This window comes from Mesobacillus stamsii, assembly GCF_030814065.1.
GTDB classification, from domain to species: Bacteria; Bacillota; Bacilli; order Bacillales; family Cytobacillaceae; genus Mesobacillus; species Mesobacillus stamsii.
The window spans coordinates 228812-253755 of record NZ_JAUSUN010000002.1 but is presented as its reverse complement, the minus strand read 5'-3'; the positions used below and the strand labels follow the sequence as shown (position 1 = coordinate 253755).

The following is a 24944-nucleotide window of genomic DNA, read 5'->3' as shown; positions in this document are numbered from 1 at the left end:
TGTCCAGACCTTCATTACACAAATCAATAAAGAACCTATGAAAATTGTTAATCGCCTATGTCTAAAACTATAAAATCTTTAGTTCCGTCTATATAGCAGGAAAATTTTATTGAAAATATTCTAATAATTATATATTATAAGAAGAATACAAAAATAAATTTGGTTTAAAAAAATGAAACCGTTAGGAGTGTCATAATGGTTCAAAAAGTATTAGAGGTTAATGAACTTAAAGTTGGTATAAAAGATGAAGGAAAGAAAACCAACATTGTAAATGGTGTTAGTTTTGACCTTTATAAAGGGGAAACGCTTGGAATTGTTGGCGAGTCAGGCTGTGGAAAGAGTATGACATCACTTTCACTAATGGGACTTTTGCCACCTGGAGTAGAGTATTTAGGTGGTGATGTTCGTATAGATCACCTCCATTTTAAAGATTTTAGAAAAAAGGACTGGCGTAAAATTCGTGGAAAACGAATCGCGATGATTTTCCAAGAGCCGATGAGTTCATTAAACCCAGTACATACCATTGGCAATCAAATCATGGAAATGGTATTGAATCATGAACCGATGAAGAAAAAGGAAGCTAAAGCGAGGGCACTTGAGATGCTTCAGCTTGTTGGAATTCCTAGACCTGATCAAGTCTTGGATGAATATCCATATCAACTTTCAGGGGGGATGCGCCAAAGGGTCATGATTGCCATTGCGCTTTCCTGCAACCCGGAAATACTTATTGCGGACGAACCTACTACTGCACTTGATGTGACAATTCAAGCGCAAATCTTAGAGTTGATGAAAAATCTACAGGATCAAATGAACATGTCCATTATATTGATTACCCATGATCTCGGTGTTGTCGCTGAGATGTGTGATCGAGTCATCGTAATGTATGCGGGTGAGATTGTGGAGGAGTCCTTAGTTGTTGAGTTATTCGACAATCCTAAGCACCCCTATACGAAGGGATTGCTTGCATCACTTCCTGATATCAGCGAGCAAAAGGAATATCTTTCTTCGATTCCGGGAGTGGTTCCGGTATATGGAAATATGCCGATTGGTTGTAGGTTCGCTGAAAGGTGCCCACAAGCACATGATCGGTGCAAAGAAACTCCTCCACTAGTGGTAAAGGAGAGTGGATCGCGAGTGAAATGCTGGCTATATGAGCGGGAGGAAGCGGAGGTGATAATGTGACAGAACAGCAAAATGTATTACTGAAAGTTGAAAATTTACAAAAACACTTCCCTGTTAAGGGTGGGATTTTTGGGAATAAGACTATTAATCAAGTAAAAGCGGTCGAAGGAGTTTCATTTGAAGTTAAGCAAGGAGAAACGTTTGGAATTGTCGGTGAATCAGGTTGCGGGAAAAGCACGACTGGCCGAACGATTCTTCGGCTCCTCGAACCAACAAGTGGGAACATTTATTTTCAGGGTGTTAATATCGCAGAGGTGAATAAAACCGAAATGAGAAAGTTGCGTAAGGATATCCAAATAGTCTTTCAAGACCCTTTTTCTTCACTCAATCCGCGGATGCGGGTGAAAGATATTATTGAGGAACCCCTTATCAACTTTGATGTTAAAGATCGATCCGAAAGGGAAAAGCGAGTTCATGAGATTGCTGAACAGGTTGGTTTGACAGTTGACCAGCTTTCGCGGTTTCCGCACGAATTTTCAGGTGGGCAGCGTCAAAGGATTGGGCTCGCACGAGCATTGATTACAAAGCCTAAATTGATTATTGCCGATGAGCCTGTTTCAGCGCTTGATGTTTCCATTCAATCTCAAGTATTAAACTTAATGAAGGACTTACAGAAGGAATTTGGGCTTACCTACATTTTTATCTCTCATGATTTAAGTGTTGTAAAACATTTATGTGATCGAATCGGAGTTATGTATCTCGGGAAGATGGTGGAAGTGGCCGAAAAGAACCAAATGTATGATGAACCACTACATCCTTATTCGAAGGCCCTACTTTCAGCACACCCAAGTTCTCATCCGTTAAAAAAGAAAAATCGTATCATTTTAAAAGGCGATGTGCCAAGCCCATCAAATCCTCCAAGCGGATGTACATTCCATCCTAGATGTTCTTCCTGCATGGATATTTGTAAAACGGAAGCACCATCGCTACAGACGGTTCGAGATCAACATGACGTTTCCTGCCATCTCTACACAGAAGTTAACAAGGATCAGGAGTATCTGTATGAGTAAACAGTAGAAAAAGCACTTCGACTATTGGATGTTTATACAGAAGAGTAACCTATTGTGTCTGTCTCGATGAATTTCAAAATTTATGGGAATACCCAAATTTATTCTCCATACCCGATTGTTGCAAAATTTGTGCAATTCGGTTATTTACAAAGAATATCCTTTCAGCAAGATGGTTTGGTGATAGATGGTGAGGTTTATGATATAGGAACAACATTTCTAGAATTGGGTGAACGGGTAGCAGAAAGATATCAGTTGTTCATCGGTTGTCTGTCCTTTTATGAAGAAGATTTAGAGAAGTCGTCTAAATGGTCATTTAGGAGCAAAATTAAGAGTTCTATATTGAAAAAATTGATGGTATTAGACCAGTAGTGAGGCTTTACATTAGAAGTTGGACTATACGCACCTTTATGTGCGGGTGCCTATAACTCGGACATTCCTAGCTAATTTATCTCAAGAGGAATTTGACCGAAACTATTGTAATCCCTTGACCAATATACAAATCAGACACCCACATCGATTGAGGAAGTATGGAACCGTAGAAATGACAAGGGAGTCTGGTTTTGCTTTGCTTATAGTGATTCTGATCTCGAGGAAGAAAATTTATCAATTGCTGTACCTATCTTTAGCCGCTTTGGAATCGTCCCGTGCTCGATTAGTATGGCGGAATTCTCTACCAACTTGTCAAGAGAGATGGTTATACCCATCCATATCCATAAGGTAAAAATTATAAACAACAACCAAAGGAGGATAACAGATTATGATGAAGAAATGGCTATCATTGATTTCGCTAATATTTTCTTTAATGCTCGTTTTAGCAGCGTGTTCTGGTGGAGGAGAAGAGTCTAGCACAAATGAAAAAAGCGATAGTAGGGAAAACCCAGCTAAAGATCGTGGAAATGAAATTATCATTGGAGTTTCAGGGGAACCACAAAACTGGGACCCGATTGATACCTTTTTGTTGGACTGGAGTACAATTGCAACTTCTGTATTTGAAGGGCTAGTTGATCGAAATTTAAATTTGGAAATCCAGCCTGGTCTAGCTGAAAGCTGGGAGTATCTAGATGACCAAACCTTACAATTCAAGCTTCGTCAAGGTGTTCAATTCCATAACGGGGAACCATTCAACGCCGATGCTGTAAAGTTTACTTTCGATCGCTTGCTAGGTGAAGAAGGACAAAAGGGACCTCAATACTCAAACTATACTTCGATTGATAGTGTAGAAGTAGTTGATGAATATACTGCAACTTTTCACTTAAATTCTCCTGATCCTGTTCTTTTAACAAAGCTTGCAGGTTATGGGGCGGTGATTGTTCCTCCTAAATATGTTCAGGAACATGATGATGAGTTTTTCAATAATAACCCTGTTGGGACGGGTCCCTTTAAAATGACAGGTTACAAGCGTGACCAGGAAATTGTTTTAGAAAAGAACCCTGATTACTGGAAAGAGGGCTTACCAAAACTTGATAAAGTTACATTTAAAGTGATTCCGGAAGCTTCTACCAGATTAGCAGAACTTCAAACCGGAAACATTGACGTAATGAAGCGTGTAGAGGTTGCTCAAGCTGAAACCGTTAAAAATACTAGTTACTTAGAATTAATTGATGTGGGTACGCCAACGGTATACTCCCTTCGTTTTGATCCTGGCCAAAAGCTAATGGACAATAAACTTGTAAGACAAGCGATCAACTATGCAGTAGATAAGCAATCAATCATTGATGAAATTTTAAGTGGCTATGGTAAGCAAATCAGCACTTACCAAAGTGAGCTTTCATTCGGAAACAATCCGGATTTAGAGCCATACCCTTATGATCCAGAAAAAGCAAAAGAGTTGTTAGCGGAGGCAGGAGTAGCTGAAGGGACAGTATTAGATGTCTACATTCCTGGTAATGATGGAAACTTCAAAGAGATTACTCAAGCGGTTGCTTTCTATTTGGAAGAAGTTGGATTAAAAATGAATATTAACAGTGTTGACAACACAACGCTCATTTCCGAGTTAATACCTAATGGAAAGGCTGGCCATATGTATCGTCAAGGCTGGGGAGGATGGACTCTTGACTTTGATAACACGGCTTACCTAATGTACCATGAAGGGGAGCAGTGGAACCCATCTTTTAAAGATGAAAAAGTGGAAGAATTGCTTGCTGCACAGCGTGCAACAGTGGATCAAGAAGAGCGTAAAAAGATTTTCATGGAGTTAACTGAATTGCTATATGATTTGGCACCAGAACTAAATCTTTACCAAGCTGTTGATTTATATGCAGCAAACTCTCGTTTGGAAAACTTCCAGCCGCCTCATGATGATAGAATGCGTCTAGAAGAAGTTTCCGTTAAATAAACGTAAAGAAGATGGAACGGTCAGAAAGAGATAGTATGAACCTCATGCTATCTCTTTCTATTAAATATTATGTTGAGTTAGGGCAAGTTTCTTGGTTCTGATATCAACACACACTGAAAACTTCTTTTATTTATCACTCACTCGCTGGTAGTAAGGGGGAACAATCATGATAGCTTACGTGATACGAAGATTGCTACACACAGTTTTAGTTGTACTAGGGATTTCGTTGATTGTCTTTTTTTCAATTCGTCTGACAGGTGATCCTGTCTCCGTAATGTTTGCAGCAGGAGAGCCAACTAAAGAAGCAATTGCGGAAGTTAGAAGCAATCTAGGTTTAGATGAACCATTATATGTTCAATATGGAATATTTCTAAAGGGTATTTTTACATTTGATTTTGGTAAATCGTTTCGAAGTGGGATGCCGGTCATGGAATTAATCAATGAACGAATTGGCGCTACGCTTGCACTCGCTTTAGGAGGTATGGCAGTTGCGATTCTTATTGCCTTTCCAGTTGGGATATTGTCCGCGGTAAAGCGCGATACCGCAGTTGACTTCTTTGGACGAATTTTTTCTTTATTAGGGATTTCTTTCCCGAATTTCTGGTTAGGTATTATGCTTATCCTTGTTTTTTCGGTCACGTTACAATGGTTGCCGGTTTCGGGTTTTGAAGGTTTCAAGCACTTAATTTTACCTTCAATAACACTGGGTTTAATTTTATCTGGGATTCTTGCTAGGCTTGTCCGGTCATCGATGCTTGAAGTGATGAATCAACAATATGTTTCAACCGCTAAATCAAAAGGGATTAGTGAATGGAAGGTAATCATTAAGCATGCTTTCCGGAATGCTTTATTGCCAACCGTAACCTTTATTGGGCTTCAATTTGGATCGCTATTGGGCGGCACTGTCATTGTGGAGCAAATTTTTTCTTGGCCTGGTGTGGGTCGTTTAATCATAGATGCCATCAATCAAAGGGATTATCCTGTGATCCAGGGTGGAGTTATTTACTTAGCCATTATCATGGTGTTAGTCAATTTAATCGTTGATTTAAGCTACACACTAATTGATCCAAGAGTGAAAGTAGGAGGGAGTAAATCATGACATCTGTAGGGCTTGAAAAAGCAGTGCCTGTAAATCCTCCAAGAAGGCCTCACCTTAAAAAGTTGTGGCGTTTTATTAAAAAGAATCCAGTTGGATTCATCGGGTTAATCCTCGTGGCACTCAGTGTTTCTTGTGCTTTGTTTGCTCCGTTTATCACCCCTTTTGACCCGTCGAAGGCGAGTTTGTCATCTAGGTTGGCTCCTCCATCTTGGGCAGATCCAAAGGGTGAATCAGCTTTCCTGCTTGGTGCGGATCAGGTGGGTCGTGATTTATTAAGCCGAATTATTTATGGAGCTAGAATTTCTCTGATGGTAGGAATTTTTGGTGTCTTAATTGCGATGGTAATTGGAACGGTTCTAGGGTTGATTTCAGGGTACTTTGGGAAATGGCTTGATGATATCATCATGCGCGTAGCTGATATTCAGTTAGCCTTCCCATTCATTTTATTTGCGATTGTCATCATGAGTGTGCTTGGCACGGGGATTTGGAAAATTATTATCATTCTAGGTTTAACCTATTGGGTTGGCTTTGCCCGCCTGATACGTGGACAGGTGATTTCATTAAAAGAGCAAGAATATATTCAGGCAGCTAAGGCAATTGGTGGAACGAATTTTAACATTATTCGCAAGCACATTTTACCGAATGTATTATCTTCGATTCTTGTCCTAGGAACAATGTACATTGCTGAGTTTATTTTGTTAGAAGCTTCACTGACATTTCTTGGTTTGGGGGTCGATCCCACGATTCCGTCTTGGGGTGGAATGCTTGCTGATAGTCGAAATTATATTACAAGTGCATGGTGGACAGCTGTTTTTCCAGGTGTAGCCATAATGATTACGGTTTTGGGCTTTAATCTACTTGGAGATTGGTTGCGCGATAAATTAGATCCAAATATGAAAGTGTAGGAGACGACCATTGAAAAATCTTCTGGAAATGTGGACCAAGGATGGCTTGCTACAGGATCAGAACGGGGATGGTGTCATTGATGGGACAAATATTTTTATCAACCTCCCGGACTTTCTTGCCCCAGAGGGGTTAATTGATTTCTGTGCCAGACTTGGATTTGAGACGACGTCTCTATCATTTGATTTCTTCGAACAGAGGGAAGGCGTGGTAGAACTTGGCTTTGAAAAGTCGGATTTCAAAACGGACATTAGAATCGAAGCAGAAAAGCTTTTGGTTCATTATAAAAGTGAAGTAGAGCTTTCTATGCTTTTAAAATTGTTGGCTGCGATGGATGATGAACAAGAATGTGATTGGTGTATCGCAATTGAATTACGTAACGGAAAGGTCTATGCCGGTCGAGTCCCCATTTCGGTTGTTTATGGTCATTTAGAAAGCGATTATAATCTTCCTATCATCGATAATCTTAGTGAATTATGGAGTTTCTCTGGTGTGGGTAAAAATAAAGAAGCGAGCCCAGGAAAATCCTTAAGCATGAACATTGAGGTGGAAAAGCCCCTGTTAACGACCGCGCTTTTACAGGAGGTATGTTTTTTTGCAGCAAGGAGCTCGATGTATTCGACCAGGATATCATTCCCAGTCACTAACGAATCGAATGCAAGTTTGCATTTTGTAATTGGGGAAGGAAATCATCTTTTAGAATCTGGACAGGTATTAGATGAATATCCAGGCCAAGCGGGCGCTGTTTTAGAGCTAGTAGACACAAATATTTTATCCTTCAAAGGTTCGAAAGAAATGCTCTCTGCAGCATTGGCTCGGCTTGTTAGATCAAAACATTGGAGTGAAGGCGGTTCATTTGGATATTGGGAAAAGAAGCATCAACTTGCCCAAAAGGAAGACCCACCTCAGTTGTTTGAAATGACATGGAAGGATGAGAGTGAAGTAGACATCGCTTTTCAGATTTTAACAAAATCAGAGAATCTTAATGGAGCAGATGTGGAAGTATTTTTGTCGGAACCATTCAAAATTCGCGAGCAGCTTGAAAAAGAGTGGAGGGTTAAGTTTCCTGAAATTCACTCATTGGTCATTCACTCGGCTTATAAAACTGGTCTACATTGGATCATGGAAGAAGTTCTACCTGAGTGGCAAGCATCGAATCAACTTGTTCAAGGAATGGAGATAAAGGTCCAAAAAGAAACCGGGGAAAAAGGATTGGAGCTACCGATACGTTGGATTCAAGAGCTTTACCCGATTGATGGTTACATCGAGGAGACGATTGGTTTAAAGGCAAGTCAAGTTTATTTTACGCTTGAGGAGACCCTCGGTCATACGTATGAGATTTATGGGATTGATGAGAAAGGGGATAAATTTTTCCTTAGCGATTTGGACGTGCCAGTTTCAAGTCTTCCCTATTTGGATGGTCAGCATATGGTTTACCCCGTCTCAAGTGCGGTCCGGATCCATCATGTTAACAAGGTCGAGGAACACCTTATTCAAACAGACAGGGAGCGATTTTACCGTTTTTATGTCGAGGAGGTCCTGCCAAAGCTATGGCGTGAAGTATCCAACTATCAGCCAGGACAGGGACACAGCCGTCCGCTATTTGACCGAATTGAAGTGGATGTATGGATGAGTGAGGAAGAAAAAAGTCTTCAAGTGGATAAGGAACGTGTTTCTTCCCTTGAAGCATTACATGAAGATTTATATTTTAATACTTTGGATTACTTTGCTCAGTTGGGAGAAAGAGTGGAAGGAAAGGCATTCTCAGCTCCGGGTGGAATCCATCCATTTATGCATGTAAGGCCAGGACTGAAACCGGAAGCGCAGATTAAAGTTTACGGTTGGCAAGAAAAGTCGATTGAACAATTAATCACTAAGGCACTTATTTTCGATCCAGAAGGAGTAATGTTTGCAGCAACCGTAACTGATGGAAAACGGGAATTCTACCTTCCTATTGGAGCTTTCGAACAACCATCTGAACAAATTCATCCAGAGATTCAGCGATGGATGGAAAATGATCCAAAGTATCACGTTTTGTATCCTGATTATTCCTATGGCGGACATGCAATACCTGTAGTCGAGTGTTTTTTAGATGCAGGTGAAGACTTCTATTCGCCACTAAAAATGTCTGCGTTCAAGAAAACGTTGTTTATTGAAGCGGGACATCACTCCAATGAGGTTTCCAGTACCCCTGCTGTTTTCGCCCTAATGGACAAGGCAGAGGAATGGTTTTGTAATTGGTTGAAGCACATGAATGTTGTGTTCATACCATTAGCTAATCCTGACGGTTATCAGTTATTAACGAAACTTACGAACGAGCATCCTGACTGGAAACATCATGCGGCAAGATTCAATGCGGTAGGTTTGGAATTCGCTCATGTCCGTTTTCAAAACACGGTGTTTGGTGAAGCGAATATTTATCCTGAAATTCTTCGCAGGTGGGCACCTGACATCATAATTGATGATCATGGTATCCCAGCGCATGAATGGGTTCAACCCTTTGCAGGCTACAATAGTCCGCCAAGGTTTCCAGTCTCGTATTTTTTGCCTAGTGCACATATTTATGGAATAGGACGAGTGTCGCAAGACGTATCTTACCGAAATCAGCATGAAGAGAACCTTGAAGAAATCGTCAAGAATGTAAGCCAGTATTTAAGAGATACTTCTATTGACTTCGATAATTCCTATTGGAAAGAACGCTTTATCAAATATGGAAACCAATGGTTACCAGACGTTTTTCCGATTGAAGAGGCGCCAGGAATCCATTTTTATAGACAAACCTTCGTAACTCCAAACTATGCATCGATAGGCATTATTCGGTACCCAGAGTGGATTGCCGCTGATATTATCTCGGAAGCGGCTGATGAGGTAGTATATGGAGAAGACCTACAAAGCTGTATTGACGCCCACATTGAATTTGATTTAGCGATTATCGATGTGCTTTTACATACAAAAGTGGAGTGGGAGCGTCACCGTGTCCCTGGCCTATCCCTTGAGCGAATTCGTCCAATTAAACTTGATGAAAGGAATGGTTGATTTATGAAAACACTACTATTGACAGGTTTTGAACCGTTTCTAGATTTTACGATTAATCCAACTATGCGAATTGTAGAAGACCTAAATGGTATGGAAATTGGCAGGTATAAGGTTCATGGAGAAATCTTATCGGTTAACTTCCGCGAATCAGGAAAGCAACTCATTGAGCACTTAGAGAAAACTCAGCCGGATGCAGTAATATCGTTGGGTTTAGCTGGTGGACGGTATAAAATCACACCTGAGCGCATTGCCATTAATGTCAATGATGGAAACCGTGACAACTTTGGAAACGTCCCGGTTGACGAGGTGATTCAGTTGGAAGGAGCAGACGGTTATTTATCGACATTGCCCATTCGTTCCATGATCAATCGCCTGCAGGAACAAGGTCTACCTGCTGAAATCTCAAATACAGCGGGAACATATTTATGCAACCATGTCATGTATCAGGGCTTGCATTACGTAAAAATGCAGGGAAAAAGGACCCTTTCAGGCTTCATTCATATTCCTGCTTCCCATGAACTTGCAATTCAAAATGGGAAGATCCCGAGTTGGTCACATGAAGATTTAAAAAAGGGAATCATCACTTGTATTCAAGTGTTGTCGGAAAATGTATAATTTGCAACCCAAAGCATGTGACGGGCGAGAAGAGTATTCACGTTTATATTTGGTAACCAATGTGGATCTGTAAATATATCATCATGGGATTCGGTGGTTGAACAAAACGGTTACTTATTTTGCTTGACTCTTGCATTTTTCAATAAACACTATAAAGTGCAACGGGTAGCTTGTTACAAAAATCGAAGTTTTTCGCCATCAATTTCAGATCTTTCAGCACATCCATAAAGGATTTTTTCGACAATGCTTGTTCATAGGCGTTTACCACAAGTTGACCCAGATGATCTTTACTTATTCGCCGAACGACATCACAAATTGTTAATGGGATTTCTTGTTGCCATTTTTTAACGTTCGTATTTCTAGATAGTTTTAGGTAAAGAACTCGATACACCAAGAACGTTGAATCCCTTTGTGGTGAAAAAGCTGGTATTCGTCAAAGCCAAGTAACTCTTAGAAATAACGATATCCGGTTTCGATAATCCAACGCATAATAGCAAGAATCGTAACGAGATTCGGCTACTATCAGTACAAAGAAGACAAAATGGGGTCTTGCTCGAATCGAATTCCCACCCAATATAACAGGTTTGAAACTAAAGAGATAGTATAATAATGAGACATAAAAAATAAGACTTAAGATATGGGGCTGGTTCTTTGCCTATTTTGTATCGGTGGTGGATGAAGGGAAGATCAATAAAATTAATGGACCAAAACGTAATTGTCTCTACTATGGAGTGACGGATTGTCTTTAAAAAAACGGGTTGGGGATGACATCGATCAAGATAAGGTACAAAAGATCTTCACCTCTGAAAACCAGGATCATACAAAAGAATACATGGCCTTCATTGCGGATACCCTGGTGAAGTACATGGAACTGTCAAAAGAGATGAGTCCAACTTTAATTTTTTCACTGTTTTATTATAAATCTCGAAAAGCAAAAGAAGGAGGAAAGCTATATTGCTATCCTCTTTATGCTTTTTGTTTAATTACTATATGAAACAGGTAGAGAGATCTTCCATTATGTGGCCGGACTTATCTTTATCCCAATAACCCCAAGGATAATGAGTATGATGGAAATCGCCTTAAACAAGGTGATGCTTTCCTGGAAATACAGGATGCCGATGAGGCTTACTGCAAGTGTGCCCACTCCGGACCAAATTGCATAGGCCACACTTAAATCCATTTTTTGCACAACAAACGGAAATATGCTAAAACATCCGCCGTAAAATACGAATATTAAAACGGATGGAGTAAATTTAGACAGTCCGTCTGAAAGCTTTAATGAAATGGTCCCGGCTACCTCCAGGATGATCGTGAAAATAAGTAAAAGCCAAGCTGGCATCGGTTTTTTCACCTCAAGGTTAGTATTTAAATTTCAATTTCAATCCCCTTCCAGATGGAAGGGGATGTCGTTTTCTTCTTATTTATAAGGAAGCTGGAGAACCTTTCCCATGCATCTTTGCGATTGGGGCAATACAGGTGTTTCGTTCCCATACGCAAATGCCGTGTTGGTCGATAAGGTTGTTGACGGATGGGATGATAATGTCAGCGAGTGGGGCCAGATCTTTGGTGGAGCTGACTCCTGACAAGACTCCAATTGCGAGACCGGCTTGCCCCAATTTTGCCAAGGTGAGGTCGACAGCAGTGTCGCCTACGACTGCAACTTCTTCTGGTTCAAGTCCAAAATGCTGGCAAAATGCAAACAGGACGTTTGGATGAGGCTTTTTTTCCGGCAGGCGGTCGGCGGTGGCAATGAATTCAAAATAATGGCCGATCCCTAGGGTTTTAAGGCAGATGTCGGTAGCTTCCCAGTCATCAGCGGTCGCGATTCCGAATTTAATGCCCTTTGTTCTCAGATTGGTGAAAAGCTCATCCAGATTGGCAGTTGGAACAATCATTTCTGTCTTCTGTTTCGTTATCTGTGCCAGGCTGTCCGATATCCATTCCCTGAGTCGGGGAATCTGCTGGATCTCATGGTAGCTGAGCACTTTCCGGAAAGCGGCTTCAATGTCATAGGAAGTTCCCCCGGCAAGAACGCCGTGGGGAAGCACTTCCTCGTTGACAATCCCTATGGAATGAAGCAAATCGCCGATTAGTACTTGGTTGTCCGCCTGTTCAAGCCGTGCTGTCAGCTGCGCTATTAGTTCCCTTGCTGCTGTCAACCAGACCGAATGGAAGTCAATCAATGTTCCATCTTTATCAAAAAGGATTCCTTTAATCTGTATCAACGTTTAAAACCTCAGCTTTTGTTAGTAGTTGTGACCATGTTGCAAGGCTGGGTGTTCTTTTTCCGCAAAACAGAGGGTTGGTGAAAGCTAGTAGCTTTTCGTCTTCGGATCGAACCTCGATGCGAATCCAATTATACTCTTCCTTGTTCCAATTGAAGCTGTACGAAAAGGAGCGGTAGCCTTCAATTTTTTGGATTAAAACTTCCTCACCGTTCTCAATCCAGTGAATAGATGCATTCGGAGAGATATTTTCAATATGGATCGTCATATCGAATCGGTTGTTCTCGTTCTGCTGAAGTGCTGCTGTCAGGTCATCGCCCAAAGTGAAGGTTTGGCTGCCAACCTGTACTGATGCTTCAATTAGCGGGCCGCGCGATACATATGCCCGGCCAAGAGAAACACCTTCAAGAATTTCTGCTGCCGACAGTCCTTCTGCCAGAACGAAAGTACCAGGGTCTCCAATTAGCGATGGTTCACCGTTTTCGGTATAGCTTTCTTCTGGAGTCAGATGGGAGTCAGAGCCTCCGATGCCCCAAATTTTGTGGCCGTCATTCCATAGAGCCGTCCAGAGCTTTAAGGCTTTCTCGGTTGCTTCAGGGTTCGTCGGATAGGTCGGATCGTTCCAGATCTCTATCACATCCACTTGTTCAAGCTTTGTGTCATTGAACCACCAATGCCAAGGCTTCAGCATTGGGTGGTTGATCGAGCGGAGGGCTCCTGCTTTTCTGGCATCTTCCAGAATTCTGTTCATTCCATGTTCTGTTTCCATTCCGCCGTCAGCAGCAGTATAACGCCAATCAATCCAATGCTTTGGCCCAAGAATATTAAAATGGCCCTTTTGAGATGTGATCTCAATTCCAGGAATGGCTAAAGCTTTTCCTGAAACCCAGGCAGTGGGCATTACATGATGCTCGGTTGTGAAAAAGAAGTCAAGTCCCATTTTTTCCGCCTGAAGCATTCCGGCATTTCGGCTCATTTTTCCGTCAGATAGAATCGTATGAGTGTGGAAGTCGCCCTTGTACCAACGTCTCCCGGTTTCGACTCTCATTTTCCAGTCAAACGAGGAAAAAGAAAAACCGGTTTGGCTATCTGCCTTAGCCCAAATGTGGTCCCCGAGGGGTTCAGTTTCCGCAGCAAAGGAAGAATGGCTTGTTCCGCTTTCAATTTCAATGCTGTATTCCAGTTCCCGCTTGGCCTCCACGGCAAGAATTTCGATTTTATAGATTCCTGCTGGCAAATCCCCTGGCAAGGTAAGAGGGCTTGACTGCAGAGAATCCTTATGAAGGACAATCGTCTCGGGCGACTTTCCAAACAAAAATTGGACACGAAGATGCCCGTTAGGATCCCAAACAAACATTGCAAACCAGCGTCTTTTTTCTACCGATAGACTAAACACAATCCAATCCTGATGTTCCCCAATAAGAAATTCATGGGAACGAACTGGTAGCGTTTCTTCGCTGCCAATCCGTTCTTGGAATTTCCCTAGATACTTTTCTGTCAATGGTTTCATCTTATTTCCCCTTCAAAGCTTGATCCAGTGCCTTTTGAGCTTCCGCTTTTGCTTCATTCAAAGCTGTCTCTGCTTTTACGCCTTCGATTTCGACTTTGTCGGCAGCTTTTGACAGAGCATCGAGAATCTTGCCGCCAGTTGGATCAACAAAATCAGGTGTTGCTGTTTCGGCCTGTTTCAACGGAATGAGAATTTGCGGGTTCTTTTTGGCGAACTCCTTGAAAGCAGGGACATCCTGAGCTGATTTTCTTACAGAAATATAACCAGTTTTCATTGACCAGTCAGCTGTTTTTTCCGCGCTTGTGAAAAATTTTATCCATTTGAATGCAGCTTCTTGCTGTTCAGGCGGCGTAATGGCTGGAATGCTAATGGTTTGTGCTCCTGCGTGAGGCTTTGCTTCTTTTCCAATCCAGCCAGGTTGCGGATAAGCTGCTACTTTTGTAAAATCAAGATCGCCCTGGTCGCCGCTTGAACCGGTGTAGCCCGCTGCATTGCCTTTCATTACATCGTCAATGGTCTTATACCAGTACTCCCATCCTTGTCCACCGTGGTGGATGCGCATTGTTTTGTCCTCGTGGATCGCTTTCCTGAAAAACTCCCAGCTGTCTACCCATTCAGGAGAGTCGATGGTAACGGTCTTTCCATCTTCACTCAAATAAGTTCCGCCATTGCTAAGGGCTGCATCGATCAGGTTGCCGCTTCCCCACATTGGCTCCCAGCCAAATATATTTTCTGACTTTTTGATTTTTTCTGCTGCTTTCCCTAAATCTTCCCATGTTTTGAGAGAATCTTTGGTAATTCCTGCTTTTTCAAAGAGATCTGTACGGTAGTACATTACTTGAGTGGTTCCATATAAAGGAAGGGAAAATTGTTTGCCATTGATTGTACCTTGAGAAAAGAAGGCAGGGATGAAATCGTCCTTATTGAAATCCGTTTCAGCTGCAATCATATCATCAAGTGGTGCCAGCAATTCACGGTTAGCCAGTTGTACCATTGGATCATTTGTTAACAGAACAGCAGCCGGAGCTTTTTTCGCTGCAATCGCTGCCTGCAGTTTTTGATACGTTTCGGAATAGTCGCCCTGAGCAATTCCTTTTACAAGTACTTCATTCTGGCTGTCATTGAATTCTTTGATGCGTGCTTCCATTGTTTCACCAAGCTTGCCTCCAAGGCCGTACCAGAATTCGATTTCAACAGGACCGCTTGATTCTTTATTTACTGTCTCTTTGCCTGTTGTATTTGTCCCCGAATTACATCCGGCCAACAGCGACAATATCAGAGTGAACACCAGTATTATTAAACTGCTTTTCTTTTTCATTATAAATATCCTCCTAAATTGGATTATCCTTTTACTCCGCTGTCACTTAAACCTTTAATAAACCATTTTTGTGCAATGATGAATAAAAGAAGCATTGGGATGACAGCAAGGGTGCTGGCAGCCATCACCAGTGGCCATTTAATACCATAGGCTCCTTCCTGGACAAAAAACTGGCGCAGTCCCGCTGTAATCAAGAGCAGTTTTTCGTCTTTTATGATCAAGGAGGGCCAGAGATAGTTATTGTACATCGATACAAAGCTGATTAACCCGAAAGTGGCAAACGATGGCTTAGAAAGCGGGAACAGTATCTTCCATAAAATTCTCCAATGGCTGGCTCCGTCGATTTTTGCTGCTTCAATCACCTCCCGATGAATCTGCAAAAATGCCTGGCGGAACAGAAAGATTCCGAACACGCTTGCCGCATTTGAAAAAATCAGTCCTTTATAACTGTCCAGCATGTTCAGGTCAGCCAGCATGATATAGCTGGGGACATAGGTTGCAGCAGCAGGAAGCATATAGGTCGCAAGAATCAGGGAAAAAAGCAGATTTTTCCCCTTGAACTCAAGATGAGTGAACGCATAGGCAATCATTGCTGAGTTAAGGGTTTGAACCAGCACAATGACAAGGGCAGTGAAAGCACTGTTAAAAATGTACTGGCCAAACGGCGCGGAATTCCATGCGTCAAGGAAGTTATGCCATTGCGGTATGGCAGGAAGCCAAACCTCTGGGAAGTTCCACAGCTCTTCATTGGTTTTTAAAGCGCTTAGTGCCATCCACAGGAAGGGAAAGGCCATTAATAGGCTGAAACCGATTAAGGCTGCATGACGGGCCCCTGTAATGGTCCACATTTTTGCTTTGTACATGGTGTTCCTCCTTCGATTACTGGTAGTGAACCCAGCGTTTTGACGTCCAAAATTGGATGAGGGACAAGAAAGCTGTCAAAATAACCAGTATTGTTGCAACCGCGGTTGCCTGTCCCATATTGAACTGTTCGAACGCAGATTGATAATACATGTACAGGATTGTTCGTGTGCTTCCCGCAGGACCGCCCTGGGTCAGTACCTGGATCTGATCATAAGCCTGAATCGCTTCGACCGTCATGATGATCACCAGGAAGAAAGTCGTTGGGCTGATTAGTGGAAGTGTTATGTTCCGAAACGTTTTCCAGCCGCTTCCTCCATCAAGTGAAGCTGATTCATAGAGTTCTTCAGGTACTTTTTTCAAAGCACCGAGATAAAAAATCATTGCCCAGCCGACACCTTTCCAAATGGTGACTATCAGGATGGCTGGCATTGCCCATTCCATGCTGCCCGTCCATTCGAGAGGAGGAAGGTGAAAAAGGGATAATGCCCAGTTTGCCAGACCGACCTCTGGCTCATAAATCCAGGACCAGACAATTGAGACGGCAACAGTTGGCGTCACCCATGGCGAAAAGAGAATCATCTGATAGATGGACCCGCCACGAATTTTTTTGTGGAGTAGCATTGCCAGTAGCAGGCCGCCTGCAATTGTTGGAACGACAGAGCCGGCTGTAAAATAAACTGTGTTTAACAGAGCTTGGAAAAAGGCTTCATCCCCAAGAAGATTCCTATAGTTTTGTAATCCTACCAGGTTGTAGGTGGGGCTCATATAATCCCAGTCTGTAAAACTTATATAAAGCGAGTAAAGCATCGGCCAGACCCAAAAAATAGACAATGGGATAAGGGCGGGAAGCGTGAAAAAGATCACCCAGGACAAATGGGCCAAACGGCCGGTGAAAGACGAAGTCATTTTGCCGTGTTTTCTCCTTTCCTTTATCGTAAATTACTACTTAGTTACAAGACTATTGTAACTTGCAAGTTTTGAGGAAATGTAAAGGAATTCTAAATTAAACGTTAATAATCACAAGTAAATGCACATAAACACACATAAAAAAACACTCTTGCAAAAAGAGTGTTTAGTGATTGGTAATTTCGATTCCGATGTTTCTATATTTTGCGGCGATCGCAGGTTTTAGCTGTGAATCGGTGACTATACCATCAATATTGTTTAAGTCGCAAACCTTGAGCAAAGAGACGACATCGAATTTGCTGCTATCGGCCAGTACGATGCATTGCTGGGCTGACTTGAGCATCCGCTTTTTGAGTTGTACCTCGCCAATTCCGTAATCGGTCAGCCCTTCTGTAACGGAAATTCCGCTCGTACTCATGAAAAACGTATCAACATGAAATTGGGAAATAAAGCTCTCAGCCATTTCACCAACCGTACACAGCTCCTGGTTGCGGAGGACCCCGCCTGCAAGTATGATCGTGTAATGGGGCATGTCGGAAAGCTCAACGGCAATTGGCAGGGAGTTTGTCACAACCGTAAGTCTTTCAAACTTTGTTTTTAGCACCTTGGTAAATTCGGTATTGGTAGTGCTCACATCAAGCGCAATCGACTGCCCTTCCTTCACAAATCGGGAAGCAATCTCTGCAATCTCCTTCTTTTCATATATATTCTTCGTTTCCCTGACCGAAAAAGTCAGCTCCTGGCTCTTCACCTCATCTAGCACCGCCCCGCCATGAACCCTCTTAAGGTGACCCTCTTTCTCTAAGAACTCTAAATCTCTCCTCACAGTCTCAATCGAAACCTTGAATCGGCTCACCAAATCCGACACCTTCAACGAACGGTTCTCCTTTAGTAGGTCTAATATTGCCTCATGCCGCTCTTGTACAAACACCTTATCACCACTTTCTATTAAATCCACATAAATCCAATATATCACCTATATCGGTCAAAATGAAAGTACGGAGACGATCTTTATAGTAGGCCAATCGACGATTTATGCGAAGGAAAGCACGATGAACGCTTTTAACTGATCTTCGTGATTTAATTTTTGGCTTTTACTTGGTGGTGTTGCGATATTGGAAAGGAATTTATATCTTCACCAATCTCGGCAATGGTAATTGCTGTAGGTAAAAGGAATTGTTGTAAATACTAGGAGTTCTTCTTGATAGTAACTCGCTGTTTGATTTCCCTAATCAGTTCTACTAAGTACCGACCGGATAGGAGGATTGCAAAGCGCTGATTTGTCAGAAACTTCGCTTTTATTATAAATGGGAGCATTGAGTTATTGGGAGATTAAATATAGAACCAGTGAAGATGCACTTTTTTCTATTTTCCTGCTTTTTGAAAAACAGGAATAATGATAGAGTGACTATTATAGAAAAAGGTGGAGGATATCAGTCAGGTGATTCCTCCGCTGTTAATTGGGCTAATTGTTTTCTTTCTAGTTCTTTATTTGTTTTTAAAAAATAACGCTCCTCGATCAATTTGATGAAAGGTTCTATATACTTTGCATCAAACTGATTGCCCGAACAATCCCGGAGTTCCTGAATTGCTTCCTCAAAGGACTTTGTCTTCTGGTACGGTCTTTCTGTCGTCATGGCATCAAAAGAATCAATAATGCATAGGAGACGTGCCAGTTTTGGGATATTTTCTCCCTTGAGACCATAGGGGTAGCCCTTGCCATCATAGCGTTCATGGTGTAACTCTACAAGGGGGATCAGGTCCTCAAGTTCCTTGTTCGTAGAAATGATCTCCTTCCCCCAAGTCACATGCTTCTTAACCATTTCCCATTCATGTGGTTCCAACTTGCCCTTCTTATTGATGACATCACGTGGAATCTCAAGTTTTCCGATATCATGAACTAGTGCTCCAAGCGTGAATAACTTTCGTTCATGGTCAGGAAGCTCAAGCTTTCGGGCAAAGTCAACAGCATATTGGAAAACCCGTTTGCTATGCCTGTAGGTATAAACATCTTTGGAAAGGAAAATTTTCAATTGCTGTTCTGCTTCTTCAAGTTGCTTTTCAAAAGATTGCGAGTCATCGATGCTCTTTAATTGAGATTGATAGATTTGAACAAGGTTTTTTCCTTGAGCCTTTGCGAAATACATCGCTTCATCTGCTTTATTTAAAAGCTCTGTGATGTTATAAGTATCATTTTGCCACTGGGCCACACCTGCTGAAAATGATAAACAACCATATGGCAGTGCATCAACACCTTGGAAGTAGGTGTCATTCACCTTCTTCCTTAGATCATTTAAGAATTGATAGGCAACATTTTCTTCAGTATTTGGCATTAAAACTGAAAACTCCTCGCCGCCATATCGAGCAACCATATAATTCTTAACTCCAGATTCTATTAATAAAATCGTTCCAAATTCTTTGAGAAGCTGGTCCCCCTTAATATGTCCATAGAGATCATTATATTTTTTAAAATCATCCAAATCAAGAAGAGCTACACTTAGGGGTTGGCCTGAGTCTCTTGAGAGGGAAATTTCTTTTTCAAACAATTCTTTAAAATAGCCATGATTATTCAATCCAGTCAGGTAGTCCTTGTTAGCCTTATTGGAGATGTCTTTATATAATTCAAAATGCTGTTTGAATGCCTGTGATAGCAAGAAGGAGATACATACAAAGAGAAATAATCCGAAATTACCTTGTGAATCAATCAAAATAAGCAGGGCCAGGGAGAGTAATAATATACTGACATAGGTGGAAATTGTCTCATTCAACATTCCTTCCAGAACCTTAGTCAGGCTTTCGGAAGCAGCCAATAAAAAGAAAATGCTGATTAGAAGGGTATTAATTACAAAGTAAGAACTTAAAGCGGTAAGATAGGGTACTAGATTGGTCAGCTGAATGTTTCCTACAATTCCGCCTGTCTGTATAAAAAAGTGATAGGATGCGACAATCATCAAAGAGTAGATAGAAAAGTTAAACAAGTGCTTCCACCATTCACTCTTTCTTTGTGTAAAGACAAAGATTAAACCATGCAAAAATAAAACGAATAAAGTGATATTAAGGCCGAATAGAAAAAGGGTGGCTAAAAATATACTGGAATCCATTGAAAGTGTATTCCCTTTTGGTGGAAGCTGAATGAGAAAGTGGTTCAGCAATAGAACAGAGCTAGTTAGGGCAAGTATATTTACCCATTCAGAAAGAGTAAAAGAGAAGGTTTCTATGGATAAAAGAAATATTGAGATGCCTAAAATTGAGGTTGTCAAAATATATGTATTAATTGGTTTTTTGATTGTAAGCATTTTATTATCACTCTCATTTACAAAATATAAGGAGAAGTTTTAGTAAACTTCTCCCGCTAAGCTTTATAGTACTTTAAAACCAGAAGTTAATGCAATGATTGCAGAACCAATAATTGCAACATTATAAAGGACAGAAGTAATCTTGAAACCTTGCTTTTCTTTTTTCATCTCAATTCACCTCCTTCAGTTGACATGTTGATATCTTTAGCCTCTTTCCTTTTTGGTAAATGAACCAGCAAGTATTGAATAAAGAGGAAGATTCCAATATTCATTACAACATCGCCTATTGAGATGACTTGAGATCTTGGGTAGGGCGCAGTTAAAGGGATGATGTCACCAAGCATTCCTAGCTTGGTGGATTGATCCAAAAGCACATGCTTTGCATATAGGCCATTTTCAAGTGCTTGGATAAAACTCGGGTCGAGAATAGCTGCTGCTTCTGCTGAAACGGGCATTCTGCCGCCATTCAGTATCATCACAAGGAAGTTTAGAAAAACCCCGAAGAAAATGATGATGAACCCTTGATGTTGCCGATTGATAAACAAAAAAATCAAACCTAGTATGTAAACAACCATATAAATGATTCCGCTTGCCTGTCCTAATACTTCATAATCATTTTGGTAATAGTAGACAGCCAGCTGGACAATCAACAAAAGCGGAAAAATCCACCCAGCTTTTAACTGAAGGTCTGATAAACCTCTCAAACTTCCTTTTCGGAATAAGGCAATGACAAACGATAGGATAATTCCATCAAATACCATACTATACTATACTTCCCATCTTCATAATATTAACTTTCCTTTTTATAATAGACTTTCTGCCTTTAAAAATCCACCCATTTTTTGCAATTTTCTATAACATTCGCCATATTTCAAATATAATTCTTATTTTATACTACCTTTGCATTATGTTGTTTGTATGGTGACTGATACTTTCCATCAAGACGAAGCCAAGTTAGCGAATGAATTTGAAAGGTGATCATTTAGTCCCCACAAAAATTCGATTATATCAAATTTAAACTACGCTCTCTTTGTTAGAATAGATGTTTCTTCGTTTTTTGGCATAAGAAGACGCACGAAGAAAAGATTTTTATTCAAGTGGGTACATGAGGATATATATTTCATTAATAGAATTATTGATTGCCTACAAACTCATATAATGGAAAAAAACGTCTCCTATAAGAGCTACACAGGAGACGTCGCATTAAAAACTTCCAAACATTAATCACGAGAAATATTTTTCTCTAAGGTTTTGCAGGCATGATCTAATAAGGTGATATATATGTTTTTTATATTGTTATATATGTCTAACGCGGTAGATTCGTCGTATGTGTGAGGGGTTCTGTTTCGGTCTTCTAGCATTTTTAGCCAAAGCTCACCGTCTGTTATGAGTCCTACTTTGAATGCCGCTTTTATGGTGCTTCTCGGACTCGATAAATCTGTCACACCGGTATATTCTAAATAGGACTTCATAAGCTTCCAGGATAACTCATAGGTGAATTCAAATCGTTTAATGGTAGCATCTATTACAATGTCATCCTGTTCAGGGTCTCTTGAAAGGCTTTCCTTCAACTTGGAAAGAGCTCTTTCCAAATCCTCCATTTTTACCATCATTTTGTTCATAGTAACCACCAATTTTCCGCTCGAGTTTGTCGAAAATATAACGATGCCTTCCTTGTCAATAAAGTCTATCAATACCGAATTGCTTATTTTATCATAGTCCATGACATCCAAGGTGTATATAATATTTGCTTCTGACAGCCTATCGCTTATATGAAGAAGCTCCTCATTCTTGTTTTTAAATTTAATAGCCAAGTCAATATCAGAAGATAGATGATAGTCACCTCTTGCTCTTGAGCCGAACAAAATTACTTTGTCTATAATAGTTGAGTACTCTGTAAAAATGTTAATGAGCTGATAAAAACTATCTTTTGGTAAACCATACCATTTTGTTTCACTTTTCAAAACGAAGTACCTCCTTCGTCTTATTAGGATATTTTCATTATAAAGTAAAGGGGGAATTTTTGGAAGCGAGGGGAAGGGACAAAGTGACGGATCTCTCGTCACATTCGGGAATGGAGATAGGGTGGATATGGTTTGTTGAACTGATTAATGATTGAAGTGGGGGATGGATGCCATCAGTTGATGTCTATTGGTCGAGCATAGGAAGGCAATAGATGTTCCATTTTTTCAAGCGTCTTATTTTTGGAAAATTCATGGTAAAAAAGGCAATGAGTGAAAAAACGTAACCATTTAGCTGTTTTAAAGTCTAATATAGTTAGAAAGACTGGCACTTAAGGAGGGAAAAATGATCAAAAAAATTTTAACTCTATTTTTAACCATTGTTATTTTAGGCATTAGTTATTATTTTTTTTCAGGATAAGGATTCTGAGCAACCATCGGTTACAGAAAACGATCCTGTAATGCCTAGTGAAACTAATATTGTCGATGATATTTTTTTAAGGGCCAAAAAAGGAATGCTTATGGATGTCAAAGTTATCGCGGGCGAAACGGGCTATGAAGAGGTTACGAAATTGTTCGGAACCCCTGAAAATATAGAAGAAACATCTGTTGGAGATTTTGCCGACTTTTCAGAGAGGCAAATAACAATTGGATTTCGCAATGATATAGCTTTTAACTTGCGTTCCTTCAATCAAGAGTTACAGGGAATTCATTATCAGGAAGTCATCGATCGATTGGGAGAGCCGGGCGAGATCAAGTTTTTCAAAGATACCGAATATGACCAAATTATTTTGATTTACCAGGTAAATGCCGGTTTTCAATTAAAGTGGATTCTTGATAAACCAACGAATAAAGAACCGAATCCTACATTGCATCATATTTCCGTAGTTGCTTTAGAGCCTTCAACAACTCTACCCGAAAAAATCGAAAGCATGAGTCTGGATGAGAAGATTGGGCAGATGATTTTTGCGGGCGTAGAAGGTACAGAGCCAAATAAATTAGCTGAACAGTTAATTCAAGGTTATAAGGTAGGGGGAATTATTTTTAACAGCGAAAATATCACAGATTCTTCGAAAACACTAGCTTATCTCAATGCCCTGAAAGCGAAAAATAGTTTCAATAAGGTTCCATTGTTTTTCGGTATTGATCAGGAGGGAGGCAGGATTTCGAAGCTACCAGGAAACTTAATCGATATTCCGAGCAATCTGGAAGTTGGAAAAAAGAACGATCCCACCTTCTCATTTGAATTAGGGGCTATACTTGGAAAATTAGTGAAAGCATACGGCTTTAATATTGATTTTGCACCCGTCCTTGATGTGAATAGCAATCCGAAAAATCCTGTAATCGGAGATCGTTCTTTTGCCAACAATCCCAATCTCGTCAGTGAGTTAGGAGTTGCGACGATGAAGGGAATACAGTCCGTGAACATCATCCCAACGATCAAACACTTCCCTGGACATGGCGATACATCTGTCGACTCTCATTTAGAGTTGCCAACTGTTGATAAATCGATCGAAGAACTAGAAGAGCTTGAGTTGATACCGTTTAAGAAAGCTATAAATGAAGGGGCAGAAATGGTGATGGTTGCCCATATTCTCCTTCCAAAAATAGACCAAGACTTTCCATCTTCCATGTCTAGAGTCATCATGACAGATATTTTAAGAAAGAAATTAGGTTATGACGGCATCATCATTACCGATGATATGACAATGGACGCCATTGCGGGAAACTATGATATTGGGAGTGCCGCTGTGAAATCAGTTGTTGCTGGCAGTGATATTATCATGGTTGCTCACGATTACGAAAAAATCGTGAAGGTGATTTCTGCTTTGAAGGAAGCAGTTGAACAAGGTGAGATCCAAGAAGAACGAATCAATGACAGCGTCACAAGAATCCTCCAAATCAAGGAGAAGTATAAAATGAAGGATACTCAAGTTGAACAAGTTAACACGAATGCATTGCGACGAGAACTTGGGCAGGTTCTCGAGTCGCAGTAAAGAAGCAGAATTCAATTGCAAGATGGATTAACGTTGGATTTTTATGGTAAAGGGAGGCGGTCTAAATGAATAAAAAAAGAAAATCGCTTTTCGGAATATCAATAGGTGTGAACATATTACTAGTGGCAATTGTTGCTGTGGGAATGGTAAAGATGAACTTCGTCAAGGAGCAAATTCTTGTTACAGAAGTACAAAATAATTTAGTGGAATTGGAAGGTTCGATTGCTAAACAGATGGAGGATAATTGGTCTGAACCCAACTTGGTTACAACTGAATTAGGCGATGTATTAAACGGGATTTGGCTTGGAATGACTGCTGGACAGCAAATAGGAACGTTGTCTGAAAGTGACAAGAAAATTCTTGAACGTTTATATTCCAAATTAAACCAATATCCAAATGATGAATTATATCGCTTTGCTGATTTAACCGATGAGGATAAACAGGACTTTGAAAAATTACGGGCTACACTTCGGGAAGTTGGGTTAGGATTAAACATTACTATAAATGCCAATATGGCTTCCTTTATGAGCCAAGCAGAAGAGTTGAACAATAAAATCGAATCACCATTGTGATACATGGGGTAAACAGTCCTAATTAGTAAAAATACCGTAAAAAGGAGCTTAGAATTAAGCTCCTTTTTCGTGTGAATTATTATGTGATGATGTGACATATTCAGCAGCTGGTGGC

Annotated in this window: 22 protein-coding genes; 12 read left to right on the top strand and 10 right to left on the bottom strand. The window is 40.7% G+C overall.

The features are described 5' to 3' along the window. Positions 1-195: 195 nt before the first annotated feature. The 9 genes from J2S25_RS02670 (at position 196) to J2S25_RS02630 (ending at position 11174) form a co-directional block, all read left to right on the top strand. Positions 196-1182, top strand: a complete 987-nt coding sequence (locus J2S25_RS02670; RefSeq protein WP_044396524.1) for an ABC transporter ATP-binding protein — start codon at positions 196-198, stop codon at positions 1180-1182. After that, positions 1179-2192 (top strand): ABC transporter ATP-binding protein, encoded by a 1014-nt coding sequence (locus tag J2S25_RS02665; protein WP_044396525.1) that lies wholly within the window; start codon positions 1179-1181, stop codon positions 2190-2192. Before J2S25_RS02670 ends, J2S25_RS02665 begins: the two co-directional genes overlap by 4 nt. Before the next feature lie 66 nt (positions 2193-2258). After that, positions 2259-2561: a hypothetical protein gene (locus tag J2S25_RS02660; RefSeq protein ID WP_307191176.1), complete on the top strand. Its 303-nt coding sequence runs from the start codon at positions 2259-2261 to the stop codon at positions 2559-2561. A 391-nt stretch (positions 2562-2952) separates the two neighbouring features. Further along, a complete protein-coding gene (locus J2S25_RS02655) occupies positions 2953-4527 on the top strand; it encodes an ABC transporter substrate-binding protein (RefSeq protein ID WP_044396548.1) in 1575 nt (524 codons plus the stop codon). Positions 4528-4693: 166 nt separating this feature from the next. Further along, on the top strand, positions 4694-5626 hold the full coding sequence (nikB, locus tag J2S25_RS02650; protein ID WP_044396527.1) for a nickel ABC transporter permease: 933 nt from the start codon (positions 4694-4696) through the stop codon (positions 5624-5626). Then, positions 5623-6531: an ABC transporter permease gene (locus J2S25_RS02645; protein ID WP_044396528.1), complete on the top strand. Its 909-nt coding sequence runs from the start codon at positions 5623-5625 to the stop codon at positions 6529-6531. The genes nikB and J2S25_RS02645 overlap by 4 nt, the downstream gene beginning before the upstream one ends. Positions 6532-6541: 10 nt before the next feature. Then, positions 6542-9565: a M14 family metallopeptidase gene (locus J2S25_RS02640; protein ID WP_052807108.1), complete on the top strand. Its 3024-nt coding sequence runs from the start codon at positions 6542-6544 to the stop codon at positions 9563-9565. 3 nt (positions 9566-9568) lie between these two features. Continuing rightward, positions 9569-10180: a pyroglutamyl-peptidase I gene (locus J2S25_RS02635; RefSeq protein ID WP_044396529.1), complete on the top strand. Its 612-nt coding sequence runs from the start codon at positions 9569-9571 to the stop codon at positions 10178-10180. A 739-nt stretch (positions 10181-10919) separates the two neighbouring features. Beyond that, positions 10920-11174: a hypothetical protein gene (locus tag J2S25_RS02630; RefSeq protein ID WP_307191175.1), complete on the top strand. Its 255-nt coding sequence runs from the start codon at positions 10920-10922 to the stop codon at positions 11172-11174. Positions 11175-11195: 21 nt separating this feature from the next. Here the strand turns inward: J2S25_RS02630 and J2S25_RS02625 are convergent, their stop codons facing one another. From J2S25_RS02625 to J2S25_RS02590, 8 genes are all read right to left on the bottom strand, one after another. After that, positions 11196-11519 carry a DMT family transporter gene (locus J2S25_RS02625; protein ID WP_044396532.1) on the bottom strand — a complete coding sequence of 108 codons (324 nt, stop codon included), beginning with the start codon at positions 11517-11519 and terminating at the stop codon, positions 11196-11198. A gap of 82 nt (positions 11520-11601) precedes the next feature. Beyond that, on the bottom strand, positions 11602-12405 hold the full coding sequence (locus tag J2S25_RS02620; RefSeq protein ID WP_307191174.1) for an HAD family hydrolase: 804 nt from the start codon (positions 12403-12405) through the stop codon (positions 11602-11604). Beyond that, positions 12392-13915, bottom strand: a complete 1524-nt coding sequence (locus tag J2S25_RS02615; RefSeq protein ID WP_052807109.1) for a CehA/McbA family metallohydrolase — start codon at positions 13913-13915, stop codon at positions 12392-12394. Before J2S25_RS02615 ends, J2S25_RS02620 begins: the two co-directional genes overlap by 14 nt. A 1-nt stretch (position 13916) precedes the next feature. Beyond that, complete coding sequence (locus J2S25_RS02610) at positions 13917-15233, bottom strand: ABC transporter substrate-binding protein (protein WP_044396534.1); 1317 nt, start codon at positions 15231-15233, stop codon at positions 13917-13919. Between the two features lie 23 nt (positions 15234-15256). Next, positions 15257-16096 carry a carbohydrate ABC transporter permease gene (locus J2S25_RS02605; protein WP_084221909.1) on the bottom strand — a complete coding sequence of 280 codons (840 nt, stop codon included), beginning with the start codon at positions 16094-16096 and terminating at the stop codon, positions 15257-15259. A 16-nt stretch (positions 16097-16112) separates the two neighbouring features. Next, the gene (locus J2S25_RS02600) at positions 16113-17003 is read right to left on the bottom strand and encodes a carbohydrate ABC transporter permease (protein ID WP_044396554.1); all 891 of its coding nucleotides are present in this window, start codon (positions 17001-17003) and stop codon (positions 16113-16115) included. Between the two features lie 166 nt (positions 17004-17169). Further along, a complete protein-coding gene (locus J2S25_RS02595; RefSeq protein ID WP_044396535.1) occupies positions 17170-17934 on the bottom strand; it encodes a DeoR/GlpR family DNA-binding transcription regulator in 765 nt (254 codons plus the stop codon). Positions 17935-18436: 502 nt separating this feature from the next. After that, positions 18437-19981: a bifunctional diguanylate cyclase/phosphohydrolase gene (locus J2S25_RS02590; protein ID WP_241768549.1), complete on the bottom strand. Its 1545-nt coding sequence runs from the start codon at positions 19979-19981 to the stop codon at positions 18437-18439. A gap of 154 nt (positions 19982-20135) precedes the next feature. Between J2S25_RS02590 and J2S25_RS02585 the strand changes: the two genes are divergently transcribed. Beyond that, positions 20136-20342, top strand: coding sequence for a hypothetical protein (locus tag J2S25_RS02585; protein ID WP_241768550.1), 207 nt, complete (start codon positions 20136-20138; stop codon positions 20340-20342). A gap of 121 nt (positions 20343-20463) precedes the next feature. Here the strand turns inward: J2S25_RS02585 and J2S25_RS02580 are convergent, their stop codons facing one another. Continuing rightward, positions 20464-21060 (bottom strand): DUF5317 domain-containing protein, encoded by a 597-nt coding sequence (locus J2S25_RS02580; protein ID WP_044396537.1) that lies wholly within the window; start codon positions 21058-21060, stop codon positions 20464-20466. A 459-nt stretch (positions 21061-21519) separates the two neighbouring features. After that, positions 21520-22263, bottom strand: a complete 744-nt coding sequence (locus J2S25_RS02575; RefSeq protein ID WP_307191173.1) for an HI0074 family nucleotidyltransferase substrate-binding subunit — start codon at positions 22261-22263, stop codon at positions 21520-21522. A 518-nt stretch (positions 22264-22781) separates the two neighbouring features. Here J2S25_RS02575 and J2S25_RS02570 point away from each other — a divergent pair. Together J2S25_RS02570 and J2S25_RS02565 are read left to right on the top strand one after the other, a co-directional pair. Next, positions 22782-24257: a glycoside hydrolase family 3 N-terminal domain-containing protein gene (locus J2S25_RS02570; protein ID WP_157841639.1), complete on the top strand. Its 1476-nt coding sequence runs from the start codon at positions 22782-22784 to the stop codon at positions 24255-24257. A gap of 65 nt (positions 24258-24322) precedes the next feature. Further along, the gene (locus J2S25_RS02565) at positions 24323-24829 is read left to right on the top strand and encodes a hypothetical protein (protein ID WP_044396540.1); all 507 of its coding nucleotides are present in this window, start codon (positions 24323-24325) and stop codon (positions 24827-24829) included. Positions 24830-24944 lie beyond the last annotated feature (115 nt).

What these genes read in the sequence shown, in the direction of transcription:
- nikB (WP_044396527.1), top strand. Translation starts at nt 4,694, where the DNA reads ATGATAGCTTACGTGATACGAAGATTGCTACACACAGTTTTAGTTGTA.
- J2S25_RS02610 (WP_044396534.1), bottom strand. Translation starts at nt 15,233, where the DNA reads ATGAAAAAGAAAAGCAGTTTAATAATACTGGTGTTCACTCTGATATTG.
- J2S25_RS02580 (WP_044396537.1), bottom strand. Translation starts at nt 21,060, where the DNA reads ATGGTATTTGATGGAATTATCCTATCGTTTGTCATTGCCTTATTCCGA.
- J2S25_RS02570 (WP_157841639.1), top strand. Translation starts at nt 22,782, where the DNA reads ATGGATGTCAAAGTTATCGCGGGCGAAACGGGCTATGAAGAGGTTACG.
- J2S25_RS02670 (WP_044396524.1), top strand. Translation starts at nt 196, where the DNA reads ATGGTTCAAAAAGTATTAGAGGTTAATGAACTTAAAGTTGGTATAAAA.
- J2S25_RS02585 (WP_241768550.1), top strand. Translation starts at nt 20,136, where the DNA reads ATGAGAAAGTGGTTCAGCAATAGAACAGAGCTAGTTAGGGCAAGTATA.
- J2S25_RS02635 (WP_044396529.1), top strand. Translation starts at nt 9,569, where the DNA reads ATGAAAACACTACTATTGACAGGTTTTGAACCGTTTCTAGATTTTACG.
- J2S25_RS02660 (WP_307191176.1), top strand. Translation starts at nt 2,259, where the DNA reads ATGAATTTCAAAATTTATGGGAATACCCAAATTTATTCTCCATACCCG.
- J2S25_RS02615 (WP_052807109.1), bottom strand. Translation starts at nt 13,915, where the DNA reads ATGAAACCATTGACAGAAAAGTATCTAGGGAAATTCCAAGAACGGATT.
- J2S25_RS02600 (WP_044396554.1), bottom strand. Translation starts at nt 17,003, where the DNA reads ATGACTTCGTCTTTCACCGGCCGTTTGGCCCATTTGTCCTGGGTGATC.
- J2S25_RS02605 (WP_084221909.1), bottom strand. Translation starts at nt 16,096, where the DNA reads ATGTACAAAGCAAAAATGTGGACCATTACAGGGGCCCGTCATGCAGCC.
- J2S25_RS02645 (WP_044396528.1), top strand. Translation starts at nt 5,623, where the DNA reads ATGACATCTGTAGGGCTTGAAAAAGCAGTGCCTGTAAATCCTCCAAGA.
- J2S25_RS02565 (WP_044396540.1), top strand. Translation starts at nt 24,323, where the DNA reads ATGAATAAAAAAAGAAAATCGCTTTTCGGAATATCAATAGGTGTGAAC.
- J2S25_RS02655 (WP_044396548.1), top strand. Translation starts at nt 2,953, where the DNA reads ATGAAGAAATGGCTATCATTGATTTCGCTAATATTTTCTTTAATGCTC.
- J2S25_RS02625 (WP_044396532.1), bottom strand. Translation starts at nt 11,519, where the DNA reads ATGCCAGCTTGGCTTTTACTTATTTTCACGATCATCCTGGAGGTAGCC.